The sequence below is a fragment of the Cellulomonas sp. CW35 genome (assembly GCF_052378485.1).
GTDB lineage: Bacteria > Actinomycetota > Actinomycetes > Actinomycetales > Cellulomonadaceae > Cellulomonas > Cellulomonas uda.
Genome location: NZ_CP199000.1, coordinates 277,279 through 295,323, shown reverse-complemented (window position 1 = coordinate 295,323; position 18,045 = coordinate 277,279). Strand labels below are relative to the sequence as shown.

General features: G+C 75.5%; 21 protein-coding genes and 1 pseudogene. 13 read left to right on the top strand and 9 right to left on the bottom strand.

The annotated features are described in order from the left end of the window. Positions 1–68 precede the first annotated feature (68 nt). Positions 69–860 carry a TlpA family protein disulfide reductase gene (locus ACT17Q_RS01425; protein WP_444664233.1) on the top strand — a complete coding sequence of 264 codons (792 nt, stop codon included), beginning with the start codon at positions 69–71 and terminating at the stop codon, positions 858–860. Between the two features lie 40 nt (positions 861–900). After that, positions 901–1,641, top strand: a complete 741-nt coding sequence (locus ACT17Q_RS01420; protein WP_444664231.1) for a YqjF family protein — start codon at positions 901–903, stop codon at positions 1,639–1,641. A 4-nt stretch (positions 1,642–1,645) separates the two neighbouring features. Here ACT17Q_RS01420 and ACT17Q_RS01415 read toward each other — a convergent pair whose 3' ends face one another. The 4 genes from ACT17Q_RS01415 to ACT17Q_RS01400 all read right to left on the bottom strand — a co-directional run bounded on the left by ACT17Q_RS01415 (position 1,646) and on the right by ACT17Q_RS01400 (position 4,839). Further along, positions 1,646–2,743, bottom strand: coding sequence for an ABC transporter ATP-binding protein (locus ACT17Q_RS01415; RefSeq protein ID WP_444664229.1), 1,098 nt, complete (start codon positions 2,741–2,743; stop codon positions 1,646–1,648). Further along, a complete protein-coding gene (locus tag ACT17Q_RS01410; RefSeq protein ID WP_444664227.1) occupies positions 2,740–3,585 on the bottom strand; it encodes an ABC transporter permease in 846 nt (281 codons plus the stop codon). The genes ACT17Q_RS01415 and ACT17Q_RS01410 overlap by 4 nt, the downstream gene beginning before the upstream one ends. 19 nt (positions 3,586–3,604) lie before the next feature. Further along, positions 3,605–4,363: a molybdate ABC transporter substrate-binding protein gene (modA, locus tag ACT17Q_RS01405; RefSeq protein ID WP_444664225.1), complete on the bottom strand. Its 759-nt coding sequence runs from the start codon at positions 4,361–4,363 to the stop codon at positions 3,605–3,607. A gap of 68 nt (positions 4,364–4,431) precedes the next feature. Beyond that, entirely contained in the window at positions 4,432–4,839 is a 408-nt protein-coding gene (locus ACT17Q_RS01400) for a TOBE domain-containing protein (protein ID WP_444664224.1), read from the bottom strand. A gap of 200 nt (positions 4,840–5,039) precedes the next feature. Here ACT17Q_RS01400 and ACT17Q_RS01395 point away from each other — a divergent pair, with 200 nt between their 5' ends. Then, complete coding sequence (locus tag ACT17Q_RS01395) at positions 5,040–5,402, top strand: hypothetical protein (protein WP_444664222.1); 363 nt, start codon at positions 5,040–5,042, stop codon at positions 5,400–5,402. A 31-nt stretch (positions 5,403–5,433) separates the two neighbouring features. Here ACT17Q_RS01395 and ACT17Q_RS01390 read toward each other — a convergent pair whose 3' ends face one another. Next, positions 5,434–6,909 carry a cellulose binding domain-containing protein gene (locus ACT17Q_RS01390; protein ID WP_444664220.1) on the bottom strand — a complete coding sequence of 492 codons (1,476 nt, stop codon included), beginning with the start codon at positions 6,907–6,909 and terminating at the stop codon, positions 5,434–5,436. Between the two features lie 114 nt (positions 6,910–7,023). Beyond that, on the bottom strand, positions 7,024–8,007 hold the full coding sequence (locus tag ACT17Q_RS01385) for a LacI family DNA-binding transcriptional regulator (RefSeq protein WP_444664218.1): 984 nt from the start codon (positions 8,005–8,007) through the stop codon (positions 7,024–7,026). 183 nt (positions 8,008–8,190) lie between these two features. Between ACT17Q_RS01385 and ACT17Q_RS01380 the strand changes: the two genes are divergently transcribed. After that, on the top strand, positions 8,191–8,673 hold the full coding sequence (locus ACT17Q_RS01380; protein ID WP_444664216.1) for a GNAT family N-acetyltransferase: 483 nt from the start codon (positions 8,191–8,193) through the stop codon (positions 8,671–8,673). Here the strand turns inward: ACT17Q_RS01380 and ACT17Q_RS01375 are convergent, their stop codons facing one another. Further along, entirely contained in the window at positions 8,674–9,057 is a 384-nt protein-coding gene (locus tag ACT17Q_RS01375) for an HNH endonuclease (RefSeq protein ID WP_444664214.1), read from the bottom strand. A 67-nt stretch (positions 9,058–9,124) separates the two neighbouring features. On the opposite strand from ACT17Q_RS01375, the gene ACT17Q_RS01370 reads away from it, so the two are divergent. From ACT17Q_RS01370 to ACT17Q_RS01355, 4 genes and pseudogenes are all read left to right on the top strand, one after another. Beyond that, complete coding sequence (locus ACT17Q_RS01370) at positions 9,125–9,643, top strand: AAA family ATPase (RefSeq protein ID WP_444664212.1); 519 nt, start codon at positions 9,125–9,127, stop codon at positions 9,641–9,643. Positions 9,644–9,664: 21 nt separating this feature from the next. Beyond that, positions 9,665–10,432, top strand: coding sequence for a 2-phosphosulfolactate phosphatase (locus ACT17Q_RS01365; RefSeq protein ID WP_444664210.1), 768 nt, complete (start codon positions 9,665–9,667; stop codon positions 10,430–10,432). Between the two features lie 44 nt (positions 10,433–10,476). Further along, the gene (locus ACT17Q_RS01360) at positions 10,477–11,142 is read left to right on the top strand and encodes an SDR family oxidoreductase (protein ID WP_444664208.1); all 666 of its coding nucleotides are present in this window, start codon (positions 10,477–10,479) and stop codon (positions 11,140–11,142) included. Next, positions 11,143–11,352: pseudogene (locus tag ACT17Q_RS01355) on the top strand (AAA family ATPase); the annotation flags it as partial. It abuts the gene before it with no gap. A 55-nt stretch (positions 11,353–11,407) separates the two neighbouring features. On the opposite strand, the gene ACT17Q_RS01350 reads toward ACT17Q_RS01355, so the two are convergent. Next, positions 11,408–12,082 carry a TetR-like C-terminal domain-containing protein gene (locus ACT17Q_RS01350; RefSeq protein WP_268534673.1) on the bottom strand — a complete coding sequence of 225 codons (675 nt, stop codon included), beginning with the start codon at positions 12,080–12,082 and terminating at the stop codon, positions 11,408–11,410. A 203-nt stretch (positions 12,083–12,285) separates the two neighbouring features. Here ACT17Q_RS01350 and ACT17Q_RS01345 point away from each other — a divergent pair, with 203 nt between their 5' ends. Next, positions 12,286–13,263, top strand: a complete 978-nt coding sequence (locus tag ACT17Q_RS01345; RefSeq protein ID WP_444664206.1) for a DUF5692 family protein — start codon at positions 12,286–12,288, stop codon at positions 13,261–13,263. An 8-nt stretch (positions 13,264–13,271) separates the two neighbouring features. On the opposite strand, the gene ACT17Q_RS01340 is transcribed toward ACT17Q_RS01345, so the two are convergent. Beyond that, positions 13,272–14,219, bottom strand: coding sequence for a cold-shock protein (locus tag ACT17Q_RS01340; protein WP_444664204.1), 948 nt, complete (start codon positions 14,217–14,219; stop codon positions 13,272–13,274). 91 nt (positions 14,220–14,310) lie between these two features. Between ACT17Q_RS01340 and ACT17Q_RS01335 the strand changes: the two genes are divergently transcribed. From ACT17Q_RS01335 to ACT17Q_RS01320, 4 genes are all read left to right on the top strand, one after another. Continuing rightward, positions 14,311–15,117, top strand: coding sequence for a Nif3-like dinuclear metal center hexameric protein (locus ACT17Q_RS01335; protein ID WP_444664202.1), 807 nt, complete (start codon positions 14,311–14,313; stop codon positions 15,115–15,117). Positions 15,118–15,260: 143 nt separating this feature from the next. Continuing rightward, positions 15,261–16,103, top strand: coding sequence for a tetratricopeptide repeat protein (locus tag ACT17Q_RS01330; protein ID WP_444664200.1), 843 nt, complete (start codon positions 15,261–15,263; stop codon positions 16,101–16,103). A 129-nt stretch (positions 16,104–16,232) separates the two neighbouring features. Next, positions 16,233–16,697, top strand: coding sequence for a DUF3237 family protein (locus ACT17Q_RS01325; protein ID WP_268534663.1), 465 nt, complete (start codon positions 16,233–16,235; stop codon positions 16,695–16,697). A gap of 38 nt (positions 16,698–16,735) precedes the next feature. Next, on the top strand, positions 16,736–18,028 hold the full coding sequence (locus ACT17Q_RS01320; RefSeq protein ID WP_444664198.1) for a flavin-dependent oxidoreductase: 1,293 nt from the start codon (positions 16,736–16,738) through the stop codon (positions 18,026–18,028). Positions 18,029–18,045: the final 17 nt, after the last annotated feature.

Below are 18,045 nucleotides of genomic sequence, written 5' to 3'. Positions count from 1 at the left end.
GCCCCAGGCCGACGCCCACCCGTATCCACTCGGTTGACCGATCGGTCAACTCCATCGAAGGGACCACCATGGCGACCACCTACCTGTTCGACGACCTGCGCACGCGCGACGTGCTCGCCGACATGCGCTACCTCCCGACCGACCCCGCACCCGGCGACCGCATCCCCGCGTTCGACCTCCCGACGCTCGACGGCACCCGGTTCCGCAGCGACGCGCTCGGCCACCGTCCCGTGCTGCTCGTGTTCGGGTCACAGACCTGCCCCGTGACCCGCAGCTCCGTGCCGCACCTGCGCGACCTGCACGACGAGTACGCCGACCGGGTCCGCTTCGTGCTCGTGCAGACCCGCGAGGCGCACCCCGGCGAGCTCCTGCCGCAGCCGCGCACGGACGAGCAGAAGGCCGCGCACGCAGCCGCGATGCGCGACGACCTGCACGTCCCGTTCGAGGTCGCGGTCGACGACGTGGCGGGCACGCTCCACCGCGCCGTCGGGCCCAAGCCCAACTCGGCGTACGTCCTGCGGCCCGACGGGACCATCACCGCACGCGTCCACTGGGCCAACGACGCGGCCGCGGTGCGGGCGGGCGTCGAGCACGTCCTGCGCGGGACGGCGCCGCACCGCCGGCGCGGCAGCACGGCCCGCCCTCTGCTCGAGGCGATCGGGCACCTGCCCGAGGTCGTCCGCCGCGCGGGCAGCAAGGCCGAACGCGACGTGTGGCGCGCGGTCCCGCCCCTGGCCCTGCTCGGGCGGGCCGCCGGGCTCCTGCGTGACCTGCCCCTCGACCGGCGGGGACCCGCCGCCGCGGCGGCCCTCACGTGTGTCGCCCTCGCGGCCGCGGTGGGCCTCCTCGTGACCCTCTGACGGAGGGCCGGGAACGGGGGCGAGAAGGCACGATGGGGGCATGCAGCCCGAGCCCGTCACGGCGAGCCCACCCCCGCTGCGCGGGCGAGCAGTCCTGCGGCAGTCGTGGCGGGACCTGACGTTCGTGCTCTGGCGGGTCGACGAGGACGTCGTCGCGCCGCTCCTGCCGCCCGGGACGCGGCCGGACGTGCACGGCGGGTCGAGCTGGGTCGGGCTGGTCCCGTTCCGCATGGTCGGCGCGGGCGCGGCGGCCGGTCCGCACATCCCCTGGTTCGGCACGTTCCCCGAGACGAACGTCCGCCTCTACTCGGTCGACGCGCAGGGGCGCCGAGCGGTCGTCTTCCTGACGCTCGAGGCGGCCCGGCTGGCGTTCGTCCTCGGCTCGCGTGCGGCGCTCGCCCTTCCGTACACGTGGGCCCGGATGCGCGTGACCGAGCAGGACGGCGTGCTCACGTACACCTCGCGGCGGCGGTGGCCCGGTCCGCGGGAGGCGACGACGCGCGTCGTCGTGCGGCCGGGCGAGCCGCTCCCGCCGGGCGACCCGCTGGCCGACTTCCTCACCGCGCGCTGGGCACTGCACACGCGGGCGTACGGCCGCACCCTCTACCTGCGCAACCACCACGAGCCCTGGCCGCTGCGCACCGCCGAGCTGCTGACGCTCGACGAGCGGCTCCTCGCCGCGTGCGGGCTCCCGGGCGTCGCGGACCGCCCGCCGGACTCGGTCCTGTTCTCCCGCGGCGTCCGCACGGTGTTCGGCACGCCCGCGGACGCGGGCGCCTGACGCGCTACCCGCGGGCGTACACCTCGAGCTCGGTGGCCTTGGCGGACAGCCACACCCGGTCGCCGGGCGCGAGCCCGAGCTCGGCGACCGCGGCGGGCGTGACGTCGACGAGCGCGGACGGCTCGCCCGCGAGGTCCAGGCGCACGCGGTCGGTGAGCATGGTCAGGCCGACGACGGTCGCGGGCCACGTGTTCCGGACGCTCGAGACGTCGGGCCGGTGCGGGCTGACGACGACCGCGGACGGACGCAGCGCGACGAGCACCGGCCCGCGCTCGCCGTGGTCCGGGACGACGAGCGTGCCGCCGCCGTCGAGGTGCACCGCGTCGCCGTCGGCGACGCCCGCGTAGAGGTTCAGCCCGACCAGCCTGGCGACGTACTCCGTGGCCGGGCGCCGGGCGACGTGCGCGGGCGCGCCCTCCTGCACCACGCGCCCGCCCTCGAGGACGAGGAGCCGGTCGGCCAGCACGAGGGCCTCGAGCGGGTCGTGCGTCACGACGAGGCAGGGGCCGGCGAAGCCCGCGAGGTGCCGCTTGAGCTCGGACTGGACGTCGAGCCGCGTCCGGGCGTCGAGCGCGGCGAGCGGCTCGTCGAGCAGCAGCAGGTCCGGGGCGCCGGCGAGCGCGCGGGCGAGCGCGACGCGCTGCGCCTGCCCACCGGACAGGTCGCCCGGCCGACGCGACGCGAGATCGGCCAGCCCGAGCCGGTCGAGCCAGTCGCGGGCGACCGCCCGGGCCCGCGTGCGCCCCGCGCCGCGTGCGCGCGGCGAGAACGCGACGTTGTCGAGCACGCTCAGGTGCGGGAACAGGCGGTAGCTCTGGAACACGACGCCGACGGGCCGGTCCGCGGGCTCGAGGAACGTTCCGGTGCGCGCGTCGTCGAGCACGCGGCCGTCGAGCACGGCGCGGCCCGCGGTGAGCGGGACGAGCCCGGCGGCGGCGCTGAGCAGCGTGGACTTGCCCGCCCCGTTCGGGCCGAGCACCGCGACCACCTCGCCCGGCGCGACGCGCACGTCCGCGTCGAGGGTGAACGCGCCGCGGGTGACGCGCGCGTCGAGGACGAGCCCGGGGGGCCCGACGAGCGCGCCCGTGCGCGGGCCGCTCACGGCGCCGCCCCGGTGCGCAACCAGCGGTCCCGCAGCGCGACGAGCACGCCGACGGACACGAGGAGCAGGACGAGGCTGAGCAGGATCGCCGCGTCCGGGTCGCGTTCGAGCGCCTGGTAGACGGCGACGGGCATGGTCTGGGTGCGCCCCGGGAAGCTGCCCGCGAACGTGATGGTCGCGCCGAACTCGCCGAGCGCCCGCGCCCAGCACAGGACCGCGCCGGCGACGAGCGACGGCCCGACGAGCGGGAGCGTGACGCGGCGGAACACCGCGGTCCGCGTCGCACCGAGCGTCGCGGCGGCCTCCTCGAGTCCACGGTCCGCGGTGCGCAGCGCACCCTCGACGGTCACGACGAGGAACGGCATCGCGACGAACGTCTGCGCGAGGACCACCGCGGCGGGCGTGAACGGCAGCGTGAGCCCGAACCACTGGTCCAGGTACTGCCCGACGACGCCGCGCCGCCCGAACGCCAGCAGCAGCGCGACGCCCCCGACGACGGGCGGCAGCACGAGCGGCAGGGTGACCAGCGCGCGCACGAGCCGCAGACCGGGCAGGCGCGCGCGGGCGAGGAGCCAGGCGAGCGGCACCCCGACCACGAGGCTGATCCCGGTCGCCACGAGCGACGTCCACAGCGACAGCCGCAGCGCCTCCCCGGTCGCGGGCGCCCGGAGGACCTCCCAGGCCTGGCCCCAGGGCGCGCGCACGAGCAGGCCGAGGACCGGCACCGCGAGGAACGCGATGCCGACGAGCGCGGGGACGAGCAGCGGCGCGGGCGCGGACCGCGGACCGCCGCCGCCCGTCGTGCGGCGTGCCCGTTCCCGTGCGCTCAGCGTCGAGGCCACGTGGACGCTCCGGCCGGGCTCACGGTCGCCCGAAGCCGGCGGCCGAGAGCACCTCGGTGCCGGTCGGGGACAGCACGAGGTCGACGAACGCGGCGGCGGCGTCGGGGTGGGGCGCGGCGGTCAGGGTCGCGACGGGGTAGTCGGTCGTCACGTCGGAGCCGGGCGGGAGGTCGACGCCCTCGACGTCGTCTCCCGCGGCGACCACGTCGGTCACGTACACCAGGCCCGCGTCGACCTCGCCGAGGCGGACCTTGGCGAGCACCGCCTTGACGTCCGGCTCGAGCGTGACCGGCGTGACCTCGAGGCCGGCCCGCGTGAGCACCGCGGCGGCCGCCGTCCCGCACGGCACCTCCGGCTGGCACAGCGCGACCTTCACCGCGGGGTCCGCCAGGTCGTCGAGCCCGGTCACCGCGCCGGGGTTGCCGCGCGGGACGGCGATCCGTAGCGTGTTCGTCGCGAACACGACCGGTGCGTGCGCGTGGCCGGCGGCGACGACCCCGTCCATCGTGGCGGGATCGGCGGTCGCGAGCACGTCCGCCGGCGCGCCGTCGGCGACCTGCGCGGCGAGCGCGGAGCTCCCCGCGAAGACGAACGTCACGTGCACGCCGGGGTGGGCGGACTCGAACCGCTCCCCGAGGGCCGTGAACGCCTCGGTGAGCGACGCGGCGGCGAGCACCGTCAGGTCGCCGCGCAGCGTCGCGCCACCGGTCGGCTCCGCCGTCGAGCCCGAGGCGTCCGCGGCACCCGGTGCGCACGCGACGAGACCGAGGCCCGTCACGACCGCCACCGCGAGCGCCGCCGTGACCGGGCGGACGCGCGGCGACCGCCGGGACCGAGCCGGTCGTCTCATCGCGAGCGCGGGATCTCGACGGACACGTTCGTCGCCTTGACCGCGGCGACCGCCAGCACGCCCGGCTCGAGCCCGAGCTCGTCGACCGCCTCCCGGCTCAGCAGGGAGACGACGCGGTGCGGCCCCACCTGGATCTCCACCTGCGCCATCACGGTGTCCTTGACGACGCGCGTGACGAGCCCGGTGAACCGGTTGCGGACGGATGCGGCGCTCAGGTCGCCCGGCGGGGGCGCGGCGTGGCGCGCGAGCTCCTGCGCGAACCGGGCGAGCTCCGCGCCGTCGACCGCGGCCCGCCCGGACGCGTCGGTGGTCGTCGCGAGGCGGCCGCTGTCCGCCCAGCGGCGCACGGTGTCGTCGCTGACCCCCAGGAGGTCCGCCGCGTCCCGGATCCGGAACGTCGGCACGTGACGCCCTCCCGCCCCCATCGGACCCCCTTCGTCGTCGTGACGGACGCAGGCTATCCGAAGATGCGGGTCCGATGGGAGCGTGAAGCCGCATCTGCGCCTCCGATTCCCGAGCACCGCTCCGAGCTCCTGGGCCACCCAGGGGTTCGACGCACGCAACCCGGACGCAGGCGCGCGACGCGGCGACGGACGACGTCGGCATGCGCGGCCGGCTCGACAACCAGGCGGGCGTGCTCCAGGGGAGCGTCACCCGGTTCATGACGGGCGCGAGCCCGCACCGCGAGCGCGACGCACAACGGGCGATGATGGAGCTGATGGTCCAGGGGTCGGGTTTCACGGTCCTGCCGCCCGGCACGCCGAGCCGGTGGTTCATCGGGATGCACGAGCGCCAGACGAACATCTCGTGGGAGCACTGGTGGATCCAGACCCGCCTGGGCGGGGTCGTCGAGACGTTCCCCTACCGTGACCGGGCGGTTCTCAACGCCAACGGCGGACGCGCCCGCGGGGGACGACGAGCGCGGCCTCGTCGTCCCCCCGGTCGCCCGGGCCACCTCGTGGGCTGAGCTCAGGCGGCCTGCCGGGGCGCTCGTCGGGTCAGCCGACCTCGCACGGCGTGCCGTTCAGCGTGAAGGCCGCGGGTCTCGGGTTCGCGCCGGTGAACGAGCCGTTGAAGCCGATCTCCGTCGAGGCACCCGCGGGGATCGTGCCGTTCCACGGTGCGTGGGTGACCGTGACGGCCTGGCCGGCCTGGCCGTACGTGCCGGACCAGCCGTTGGTGACGCGCTGGTCACCGGGGAACGTGAACCCGAGCGACCAGGACGACAGGCTCGCGCCCGAGGTGTTGGTGATGCGGACCGACGCCGTGAACCCGCCCGGCCAGTCGTTGGTCGTGTACCGCACGGTGCAGCCGCGGGCCGGCGGGGGCGTCGGGGTGGGCGTGGGCGTCGGCGTGGGGGTCGGGGTCGGCGTGGGAGTCGGGGTGGGGGTCGGCGTCGGAGTCGGGGTGGGGGTCGGGGTGGGCGTGGGCGTCGGGTCACCCGCGATCGCCGCGAGCTGCGCGCCCGTGCCGCGGAAGCCCGGCTTCGACGCGCCCGCCACCCAGGCCTGCAGCGCGGACGCGGACGACGTGATCGCCCACGGCTTCTCCTTGACCGTGTCGAAGTACGTGATGAGCCGGATGCCGGGGTAGCGGCCCGCGTCGAGGTCCGCGAACATCGCGCGGAACCACTCGGCCTTGTCCCCGCCCTCCTGCGCACTGGCGTACTCGGAGACCGCGATCGGCTTGGACGGCGCGATGCGCAGCGCGGTGCGGTAGGCGTCGCCGATGGTCTGGTCGAACGTCGTCCAGTGGTTCACGCCCGGGTCCCACGTCGGGTCGAAGCCCCAGTTGTAGCCGTCGATGCCGACCCAGTCGACGTACGCGTCCCCCGGGTAGGCGCCCGCCGGCATGCTCGCGGCGTCGGTGCCCGTCGAGGAGTTGTTGAACGCCCAGATCCACTGCACGTTCGTCGCACCCTGCGCGACCACGAGGTCGTGCACGTGCCGGTACGCCTGGACGTAGAGCGCGCCGGAGGCGCCGTTGACGCTCGTCGACCAGGGGTACCAGTTCCCGTTGAACTCGTGGCCCCAGCGCACCATCACGGGCGACCCGACGGACGCGAGCTCGGCGCCGCGGGCGCGGATGTAGGAGTCCCAGTCGCCGTCGACGATGTCCTGCAGCGTGATCTGGCCGGGGGCGCTGACGCCGAGCGACGGGTCCCAGGGCTCCCAGGTCCAGTGCGGCAGGACGCCGCGCGCCCACAGGTCCTTCGCCTCCTGGACGGGGAACGCGCGCTTGTTGCTCCAGGCCTCGAACCACAGCGCGCTCGCGAGCTCGAGACCGGTGTCCGCCCGGTACCCGTCGGCGATCGCGGTGAGGGGCCGCGTCTCCCGGAAGACGCCGACGAACGTGCCGTCGTCGGCTGCGGACGTGGCGGACTGCGCGCTCGAGGCGCCGAGGCCGAGGGCGCCGAGCGCGAGGAGCGCCGACGTCAGCCAGGCTCCGGCGCGGCGCCGTGACGTGTGCACCATGACTGTCTCCATCGAGGTCGTGGGCGGGCGTGCGGCCCGGAGGTAAACGTTGTGATCGGCATCGTGGCGCCCCTCGTGCGCGCACCGCCAGAGGGCGGGACCGCACCTAAACCCTTAGGTGGCGGGGGTCGTGCTCTCCCGCACGACGAGCGACGGCTCGAGCTCCACGAGGCCGCCCTCGTCGTCCGCCCCCGCGATCCGCGCGAGTAGCAGCGCGAGCGCGCGCTCGACGATCGCGGGCCGGCGCGCGTCGACCGTCGTCAGGCGCGGCGTCGTGAACCGCGCCGTGTGGATGTCGTCGATCCCCGCGACCAGCACGTCCTGCGGGGTGCGAAGGCCCGCGTCGAGCAGCCCGCGCACCACCCCGAGGGCGAGGGCGTCGTTGAGCCCGAGGACCGCGTCGAAGTCGGTGCCCGCCGCGAGCGCACCCGCGATCGCGGCCAACCCGCTCTCGTGGTCCCACTGCGTCGTGACCACGTGCCGCACCGCGGCGGGCCGGCCCGCCGCCTCGAGCGCCGCACGGTGACCCGCGAGCCGCTGCACGGCGCTCTCGCTCACGGACGGGTCGCCGCCCACCACGAGGATCCGGCGCGCCCCCACCTCGAGCAGGTGCTCGGTCACCAGCCGGGCCGCGGCGGCGTTGTCGAACGCGACGCGGTCGAGCGCGCCCACCTGCCGCTCGCCCAGCAGCACCACGGGGAAGTCGTCGGGCACGCCGGGCACGTCGTCGTCCGTCAGCCGCAGCGCGTTGAGCAGCATGCCGTCGAGCTGCGAGCGCCGGGGGCCCAGCAGCGCGTCGCGCTCGCGCTCACGCACGCCGCCCGTCTCCTCGATGAGCACCGCGACACCGTGCCGCGCCGCCCGGGACACGACGAGCTCGGCGAGCTCGGCGAAGTATCCCGACGAGCCCAGCTCCGGCACGACGAGCCCGATCGCGCCCGCCCGCCCGGAGCGCAGCCGCCGCGCGCTGAGGTTCGGGCGGTACCCGAGGCGCACCACCGCGTCCTCGACCCGCGCGCTCGTCGCGGGCGCGACCCGGCCGGTGCGGTTGACCACCTCGGAGACCGTCTTGATCGAGACGCCCGCCAGCTCGGCCACGTCCCGCAGCGTGATGGCGATCGTGACCTCCTGGGCGCGAGTCGGGCGGGTCTCCTCGACGAGGAACGTACCCCCGACGAGCGCGCCGGGGCCGGGCCCTCGCGCGCGACCGCCGCCTCGTCGGGCGTCCAGGGGGCGGTCGCCCGCATCGGAGACACCCGGGCGTGCACCACGCTGTCGTCCGTGAGCGACGACGAGAGCACCCGCCCGCCCGCACCGACCGTCCGCCGGGTCCGGGCGCAGGATGGTCCGCAGTGGGCCCGCCTGTACGCGGCCTACCGGGCGTTCTACGAGATGCCCGAGCAGCCGGACGTCGTCGCGACCGCGTGGGGCTGGGTGCTCGGCGAGCAGCACGGGATGACGGGCCTCGTCGCGACCGCGCCCGACGGCACGACGCTGCTCGGCCTCGCCAACCTGCGCACGTTCGCGCGCCCGACGACGGGCACCCAGGGCCTGTACCTCGACGACCTGTTCACCGACCCGTCCGCGCGGCGGTCCGGTGCGGGCGGCGCGCTCCTCGAGGCCGCGGCGACGCTGGCCGCACAGCGCGGCGCGAGCGTCGTGCGGTGGATCACCGCGACCGACAACGCCACCGCCCGCGCGGTGTACGACAAGCACGCCACCGCGACCCCGTGGGTCACCTACGACATGGCGCCGCGCGCCTGATCAGGCCGTGGTCACGGGGTCGGTGGGCGGCACCGGGTCCGTGCACGCCGCGCGCAGCGCGACGACCAGCGTCGCGTGCCGCAGCAGGAACGCCCGCTCGTCGAGCTTCTTGCGGCGCAGCCACGAGACGACCTCGGTGTTGCACTTGCTCGCGTTGCACGGCCCGCACGCCGGCACCACGTTCTCGACCGTGTACCGGCCGCCCCGGGAGATCGGCAGGACGCAGTCACGCTGCAGCGAGCGGTCCGCTGCCCCGCAGTACGCGCACCCGCCCCACGCGGCGAGCAGCGCGTCCCACTGCGCCGTCGTGAGGTCGTTGTCGACGAGCGAGAGCCGGCGCGCTCGTCGGCGGGCGTATCGCGTGCGCCGCGTGGGCGTGGCCATGGGCCGAGCGTAGGCACCGGCCGGGCGGGGGCCGGCCGCGACGCTCCGACCTGTACCGTCGCGCGTCATGATCGTCTGGCTGAACGGCACCCACGGCGTGGGCAAGACCACCACCGCCGCGCTCGTGCAGGAGCTGCTCCCCGGCTCGCACGTCCTCGACGCGGAGAAGGTCGGCGAGACGCTCATGGACGTGCGGCCCGCGCTCCCGCCGACCGGCAACTTCCAGGACTGGGCGCCGTGGCGACCGCTCGTCGTCGAGACCGCCCGGCACGTCCTGGACTTCGTCGGCGGGACGCTGGTCATGCCCATGACCGTGCTCGTCGAGGAGTACTGGCGCGAGATCAGCGGCGGCCTCGCGGCGCACGGCATCCCCGTGCGGCACCTGGTCCTGCACGCCGAGCCGGACACGCTGCGGGCGCGGATCCTGGGCGACACCGTCCTCGGCCCCTCCCCCTTCCGCCTCGCGTACGTCGACGCGTACGCGCAGGCCGCGCGCACCTGGCTGCACGCCGACGCGCACGTCGTCGACACCACCACCTGCACGCCCGCCGAGGCGGCCCGGCAGATCGTCGACGCGATGCCCTGACCCTCGGCATACAGTCGGCTGGTGAGCGACGTCTTCTCTCAGGGTCGCTACCAGGTGCGCCTGGACTGGGGTCCGGCCGGCGCCGCGACCCTCGGAGCGGACGTGGTCGTCGTCGTCGACGTCCTCAGCTTCTCGACCGCGGTGACGGTCGCCGTGGACCGCGGCACGCGGGTGATCCCCTGCCCCTGGTCCGACGAGCGCGCGGCGGCGCTCGCGGCGGCGCACGGCGCCACGCTCGCGGTCGGGCGGCTCGAGGCGACGCGGGCCGGCGCCGTCGTCGCACCGTCGTTGTCCCCCGCGGGCCTGCTCGTCGCACCGTCCGTCCCGCGCCTGGTCCTGCCGTCGCCGAACGGGTCGAGCATCGCGGCGGCGCTCGCGGACGCGGGTGCGGGCGTCGCCGCCGGGTGCCTGCGCAACGCGCGTGCGGTGGCCGGTCACGTCGCGCGTGCCGTGACAGCCGGCCAGAGCGTCGCAGTGGTCGCGGCGGGCGAGCGGTGGGCCGACGGGTCGCTGCGCCCGTGCCTGGAGGACCACCTCGGGGCGGGTGCGGTCCTCGCGCACCTGCGAGCGACGGGGCACGGCGACGGGTTCAGCCCCGAGGCGAGCGCCGCAGCCACGCTCTTCGACGCGTCGCGGGCGGACCTGGGCCGCTTGTTGCGCGAGTGCGTGAGCGGCCGTGAGCTCGTCGGGTCGGGCTTCGGGGCGGACGTGGTCGTGGCCGCCGAGCTCGACGCCTGCACGACCGTGCCGGTGCTCGTCGGCGGCGCGTTCACCGACGGCCACGTGTGAGATCTGCCCGCGCGGCCAGGCGGTGCGTGCTAGAACACCGGACCATGCCTCTCGCCCTCGTGACCGGCGCCGCGCGCGCGAACAGCATCGCCGCCGGCATCGTCCCCCGCCTGCGCGCCGACGGGTGGACGGTCGTGACCAGCGACCTCGCCGACGCGGACTACCCGTGCGACCTGTCGACCGCCACGGGTCCCGACGAGCTCGTCGCGGCCGTCACGCGCGACCACGGGCCGATCGCGGCGCTCGTGCTGAGCCACGCGCACGACGTGAACACCGGGATCCTCGACACGACCCCGGAGAGCTTCGACCTGCACGTCGCGGTCAACGCGCGCGCGAGCCTGCTGCTCATCGCGGCGTTCGCGCGGCAGGCACCGGACGACGGCGGCGTGGTCGTCGCGCTGACCAGCGACCACACCACCGGGAACCTGCCGTACGGCGCGTCGAAGGGCGCGCTCGACCGGATCGTCATCTCCGCCGCCCGCGAGCTCGGACCGCGCGGCATCTCGGCGAACGTCCTGAACCCCGGACCCGTCGACACCGGCTGGATGGACGACGAGACGCGCGCGGCGCTCACCGCGGCGCACCCGCTCGGGCGCCTCGGCACGCCGACGGACATCGCCGCGGTCGTGGCGTTCCTGGTCTCGCCGGAGGGCCGCTGGGTCTCGGGCCAGCTCCTGCAGTCCGACGGCGCGTTCTCGGCCCGGTTCTAGATGGCGACGCTGCACCTCATGGTCGGCCTGCCGGGGACGGGCAAGACGACCGAGGCGCGGCGTCTCGAGGCCGGGTGCGGCGCGCTGCGGCTGACGAAGGACGAGTGGGTCAAGGCGCTGCTCGGCGACGAGAACCCGCGCGCCGCGACGGCGGTCATCGAGGGGCGGCTGGTCGCGGTCGCACTGCGCGCCCTCACCCTGGGCGTCGACGTGGTGCTCGACTTCGGGCTGTGGAGCCGCGACGAGCTCGCGGCGTGGGCCGCGGTCACCGCGCTCGGGGGCGGGCCCGCGCGTCGAGCCGCTCGACGGACTCGCGCACCGAGCCGTGCAGGATCAGCTCGACGTCACCGACCAGGCGGTACGGGTCGTCGACCATGCCGTCCACGACCCACCGCAGCACGACCGCCACGACGGCCGAGGTGTAGAAGTCCACGACGAGCGCGTGGTCCGCCGCCTGGGCCGGCCCGCCGCCCCCGACCTCACGCACCACGGCGTCGGTGACGGGCCGCATCTGCCGGAACAGGAAGTCCGCGAGCCGGGCACGGCCGAGGCCGTCGAGCACCGCCTCGGTCGACGTGCGGTTCGCGCGCAGGTACGCCAGGAGCCGTACGAGCCCGTCGGCCCATGAGTCGTGGCGCGCCTCCGCGTGCACGAGCTGCGCGACCTCGGTCTCGAACACCCACGCCGCCAGGTCCTGCACGTCGTGGAAGTGGTAGTAGAACGCCTGGCGCGTCAGGCCGCGGTCGCGGACGAGCTGCGTGACCGTGACGCGGGCCAGCGGCTGCGTCCGCAGGCGCTCCTTGAGGGCGGCGGCGAGCGCGACCCGGGCGTCGGGGCGGCGCTCGTCGCGGGGCGGGTCGAGGGCGAGGTCCGGCCCCGCGTCGACGGAGCGGTCCAGGGTCGCGTCGAGAGTCACGTCGAGGGTCGCGTCGAGGGTCACGTCCTGTGCAACGACCGTCGACGCGCGTTTCCCGTGGGCCCAAGGTCCCCCCGGACGCCCCGGACCGCGGCCCGACGACGCCGCCGAGCGCCCCCGTCTGGACAGACCGCGCCCGGTGTCCAGTGACCGCCGCCGCGGTGCGTGCCTACGTTTCCCACGTCCCCCGGGGCCGACCGGCCGCGGGCCGTGCAGAGGAGGCCGTGGTGTTCCTGTTCGAGTCCATCCCCTGGCAGTCCTGGGTGATGTGGTTCGTCGTCCTGGGCGCTCTGATCGCCCTCAACGAGGTCACGCGCCGCTGGAAGTGGGCAGGCATCGCGTTCTTCGTCGCCCTGCCGCTCGTCCTGACGGTGTTCGTGTGGCCCTCGACCGCCGGCGAGGGGTCCTCGACCGGCACGTGGTTCCACTGGGTCAAGGTGTACTCGGCGCTCGCCGGGTGCCTCGGGTTCATGCTGCTGCGGTACGTCGACAAGCTGTCCAAGAACCGCTGGATGCTGCTGTTCCCCGCGCTGATCCTCGCGGTCAACATCGGCGAGGCCGTGATCCGGGACTTCCAGGTCGCGGGCCTGCAGGGCATGCACGACGGCGTCTTCATGGTCGGCGGCGTGTGGAACTACATGAACGGCGTCGCGGGCATCCTCAACGCCCTGACCATCTGCGGGTGGATGGGGATCGTCGTCTCGCGTGACCGGTCCAAGGACATGATCTGGCCGGACATGATGTGGTTCTGGATCGTCGCGTACGACCTGTGGAACTTCGCGTACGTCTACAACTGCGTGGGTGACCACGCGTTCTACGCGGGTGCCGCGCTGCTCATCTCCTGCACCATCCCCGCGTTCTTCATCAAGAAGGGCGCCTGGCTCCAGCACCGTGCGCACACGCTCGCGCTGTGGATGATGTTCACGATGGCGGTCCCGACGTTCGTCTCGTCGTCGTCGTTCGCCGTCGCGTCGTCGCACGACACCACCGCGCTGTTCGTCGTGTCCGCGCTGTCGCTCGTCGTGAACGTGGCCGTCGCCGTCTACCAGGTGCGCGTGATCGTGACCCGCCGGCGCAACCCGCTGCGCGAGGAGCTGTTCACGCACCTGCCGCAGTACCGCGAGGTCGTCGAGGCGAACGCGCCGACCACCGCTGCGGTCGGCGTCCCGGCCGTCGGGCCCACCCCGACGCCGGTGCACGCCTGACCGTCGGGTCAGACCAGCTCGACGCGGTCCGCCTGGGGGCCGCGGTCGCTCTGGCGCACCTGGTAGCGCACGCGGTCGCCCTCGGCCAGCACCTCGCCGCCGCGCACGACGGAGACGTGCACGAACAGGTCGTCACCGCCCGAGTCGGGCCGGATGAAGCCGAAGCCGCGGTCGGCGTCGTACCGCGCGACGACGCCCTCGCCGCCGCGCGCGGGCGCCCCCGACCCGCGGTGCGAGTCGGGGCGGTGCGAGTCGGGGCGGCGCCGGCCGCCCGTGCGCGGGGACGGGCGCCGGGGACGGCCGCCGACGAGCTCGACGTCGCGCGCCTGCAGCCCGCGGTCCCCCTCGACCACGTCGAACGCGATCCGGTCGCCCTCGGCCAGCTCGCGCACCCCGCCGAGCAGCGCGGACGCGTGGACGAACACGTCGCCGCCGGAGTCGGCGGTCGCGAAGCCGAAGCCCTTGTCGGGGTCGTACCAGGTCACGGTGCCGTTCGCGCCGTCGTCCTCCCCGCCGCCACCACCGGCCGACGGGCCCAGCGGCAGCAGGTGGTCCGCCTGCGGGCCACGCTCACCGGGCACGACGAGGAACGCGACCCGCTGGCCCTCGTGGACGACCCCGCCGCCGACGATCGCGGAGGAGTGCACGAAGATCTCCGCGCCGCCCTCGTCGGGCGTCAGGAAGCCGTAGCCCTTCGCGGGCTCGTACCAGGAGACCGTGCCGAGCCGCCCGAGCGGGGCGTCCGCCGCGACGTCGCCGGTGACACGCACGCGCCGCGCCTGCGGGCCGCGGTCCCCCTCGCCGAGCTCGAACTCGACCTCCTGCCCCTCGCGGAGCACACGCTCGTCGCCCAGTACCTCGGACGCGTGCACGAACAGGTCCGGCGCGTCGTCACCCAGCGCCAGGAAGCCGAACCCTCGCTCGGCGTCGAACCATCGGACAGTTCCCTGGGGCACGTCGTCTCCTCGTCGGAAGGTGGGTTGCTCCCTCCAGTGTCCCCCGCCGCACGCGCGACGCGAGCCACGCGCGCTCGTTAGGGTGGCCGCCGTGGCGACGACGGCACGGCAGGTGGCGCAGCGGATGAGCGCGGGCGTGGGCGCGGCGCCCCGGCCGAGCACGGTGGACGGCTTCCTCGCCGGCGACCCGGACGCCGAGGTGCGGGGGGTCGCGGTCACGATGATGGCGACGTTCGACGTCCTGCAGCGCGCGGCCGCGCGGGGGCTCGACCTGGTCGTGTCGCACGAGCCGCTGTACTTCGACCACCAGGGCGCGTCCGACGAGGTCCTCGCCGCCGAGCGCGACCCCGTGCACGCCGCGAAGGCCGCGTTCGTCGCCGAGCACGGGCTCGTCGTGCTGCGCGCGCACGACGCGTGGCACGACCGGCGCCCCGACGGCATCCTCACCGGTACCGCGCGTGCGCTGGGCTGGCTGGACGCCGCGCGGCCCGACGAGCCCGGCGTGTACGACCTGCCGACGACGACGCTCGGCGTGCTCGCCGCGCACGTCGCACGGTCGCTCGGGGCGCGCGCGCTGCGGTACGTGGGTGACCCCGGGGCGCCCGTGTCCGTCGTGGGGCTGCAGCCGGGGTTCGTCGGGTTCGCGCGCAACCGGCACCTGCTCGCGCGGCCGGACGTCGACGTGCTGGTGATCGGCGAGGGGCACGAGTGGGAGACCGGCGAGTACGCGGCCGACGCCGTGACCGCCGGGGTGTGCGCGGGTGTCGTCGTCGTCGGGCACGTGCCGTCCGAGCAGGAGGGCATGGCCGAGGCCGCGCGCTGGCTCGCCGGGCTGGTGCCCGAGCTGCCCGTGGAGCTCGTCGCCGCCGCCGACCCGTTCCGGACCGTCAGCGCGTAGGCGGGTAGCGGGTCAGGAGCTCGCCTCGCGGCGCCTGCGGCGGTCGGTGAGCGCCGCACCTCCCGCCGCCGGGTGACCGCCGACCGGGTGCCGCGCCGCGCACCCTCATGGACATCTGTCCGATTTGCCCTAGTGTCGGCCGGGTGGACCCCCTCCTCACGCCGCCGCAGGACGCCCCGCACCCGCCCACGCTCGACGAGCTCCTGCGCCGGGCCGACACCGCCGCACGCGCGGGCGACTGGACCGCAGCCGCCCGCGCGTGGCTCGAGGCCGGCGGGCGGCACGGTGCGGACGTGAGCGCGGGCCTCGAGCACGCGGCCTCGCACCTCGACGACCGCGCGGACGCGGGCGACGCCGCCGCGGCCGGCGTCCTGGCGCTCATGGTCGCCGAGTTCATCGGCGACCTGCCCGCCGCGGCGGACTACGCCCGCGTCGCCGCCGAGGGCGGGGACCCGCTCGGGCAGCGGATCTGGGGGTTCCTGCTGTGCGAGGGCCACGGCGTCGAGCGCGACGAGGACGCCGGCACACGGTGGACGCGTCGCGCCGCCGACCAGGGCGACCCGATCGCCCTGCTCAACCTCGCCGGCTCCGTGCCGCAGCGCGAGGGCGACATGCTGCTCGCCCTCGCCGCGGGGCTCGGCGTCGAGCGCGCGGGCGCGCGGCTGGGCGACCGGCTCTCCGAGCGGGACCAGGACGAGGCCGCGCTGCGCTGGTACGTGTGGGCCGCCGAGCGCGGGCACGCCGGCTCGATGCGCGCCGCCGCCGACTGGTACCGCGAGGGGTTCGGCGGCCGGCCCGACCCCACCTCCGCCGTCCGCTGGTACCTGACGCTCCTGGCCCACGGCGACGGCGACGGCGTGCACGAGGCGATCGACGTCGTGCGGGAGTACGGCCTGTCGGACGGCGACGTCCGGGCCGCCGCAGCGCTCGCGGGCCGCCCGTCGGCGGCGGACTCCCTGCTCTCGGCCGTCCGTCGCGCGGGCTGACGGGGTCCGACCGTCACCGGTGACAGTGACATCGGTGATAGTGACATCGGTGATGGTCACGTCGGACCGCTCGTCCTGCGGGCCACGTGTCGCCGGTAGGGTGCGGGCACCCGACGACGGGAGGTCGACGTGCTGGTGCTGCCACCGCCGGTGGTGCGGCCGTTCTGCACGCTCGAGGTCGAGCTCGCGCCCGTCCTCGACCTCGGCGGCGGCCGGACCGGGCAGCGCCGTGTCGTGCCGGTCGTCGGCGGCCGGGTGACCGGGCGGATCAGCGGGACGATCCTCGACGTCGGCGCGGACTGGCAGACGGTCGGCCCCGACGGTGTCGCGGAGCTCGACGCGCGGTACGCGTTCCGCACCGACGACGGCGCGCTCGTCGAGATCGTCAACCAGGGCACGCGGCACGGCCCGCCGGAGGTCATCGCGCGCCTGGCGGCGGGTGAGCCGACGCCGCCCGAGCAGTACTCGATGCGCTCGGTCGCGCGGCTCGAGAGCGGCCACCCGGACTACCGGTGGCTCAACCGGATGGTGTTCGTCGCCACCGGTGCGCGCGACGGCAGCCGTGTGCAGGTCGACCTGTACAGCGTGGAGTGAGGACGGCTGGAGTGGGGACGGCTGGAGTGGGGACGGCTGTGACGGGACCGCGGGTGCTCGTCTGCGGCGGCGGCATCGGCGGGCTCGCCGTGGGGTTGACGCTGCACCAGCTGGGCGTGCCGTTCACGGTGCTCGAGGGCGCACGCGAGCTCGCGCCGCTGGGGGTGGGGATCAACCTGCAGCCCAACGCGGTGCGCGAGCTCGGTGACCTGGGCATCGGGACGGACGCGCTCGACACGATCGGCGTGGGCGTGCGCGAGTGGGCGCTCGTCGGGCGCAACGGTCACGACATCCACAGCGAGCCCCGAGGTCTGCCGGCCGGCTACCGCTGGCCGCAGTACGCGCTGCACCGCGGCCGGCTGCAGCTCCTGCTCGCGGACACGTTGCGGGAGCGCGCGGGCGTGGACGCGGTCCGGCTCGGGCACCGCGTCACGGGCTACGAGAAGAACGCGGACGGGACGGTCGCGGCGCTCGGGACGCGCGCGGACGGCACCGCGTTCCGTGAGGAGGGGACGCTGCTCGTCGGCGCCGACGGCATCCACTCGGCGGTGCGTGCGCAGATGCACCCCGACCAGCCGCCGATCCACTGGGGCGGCACGATCATGTGGCGCGGGACGACGCAGGCCCCGCCGGTGCGCACGGGCTCGTCGTTCGTCGGGCTCGGGTCCGCGCGGCACCGCGTGGTGCTCTACCCGATCTCCCCGCCGGACCCCGCGACCGGGCTCGCGACGGTCAACTGGATCGCCGAGCTCCGGGTGGACGCCGCGCACGACTGGCAGGCCACCGGCTGGTTCCGGGCGGTGGACGTCGCGGACTTCGCGCACCACTTCGACGACTGGCGCTACGACTGGCTCGACGTGCCGGACCTGCTGCGCCGCGCCGAGGTCGCCTACGAGAACCCGATGATCGACCGTGACCCGTTGCCGACCTGGCAGGACGGGCCCGTGCTGCTGGTCGGCGACGCGGCCCACGCGATGTACCCGACGGGGTCCAACGGCGCGAGCCAGGCGATCATGGACGCGCGCCTGCTGGGCGCCGCGATGCTGCGCCACGGCGTGAGCGTCGAGGCGCTGGCGGCGTTCGACGCCGAGCTGTGCGGGCCGGTGTCCGAGCTGGTGCTGCGCAACCGCGGCGACGGGCCGTTCGGGCTGCTGGACCTGGTCGACCAGCGCTGCGGCGGGCAGTTCGACGACATCGACGACGTGGTCCCGGAGGCCGAGCGCGCCGCGTTCATGGCCGGGTACAAGGCCGCCGCGGGCTTCGCGGTCGACCGGCTCAACGCCGCCCCGCCGACGATCCCGCCCGGAGCCCGCGCGGTCGTCGCCGGCTGAGGGCGTGCGGGACCGGC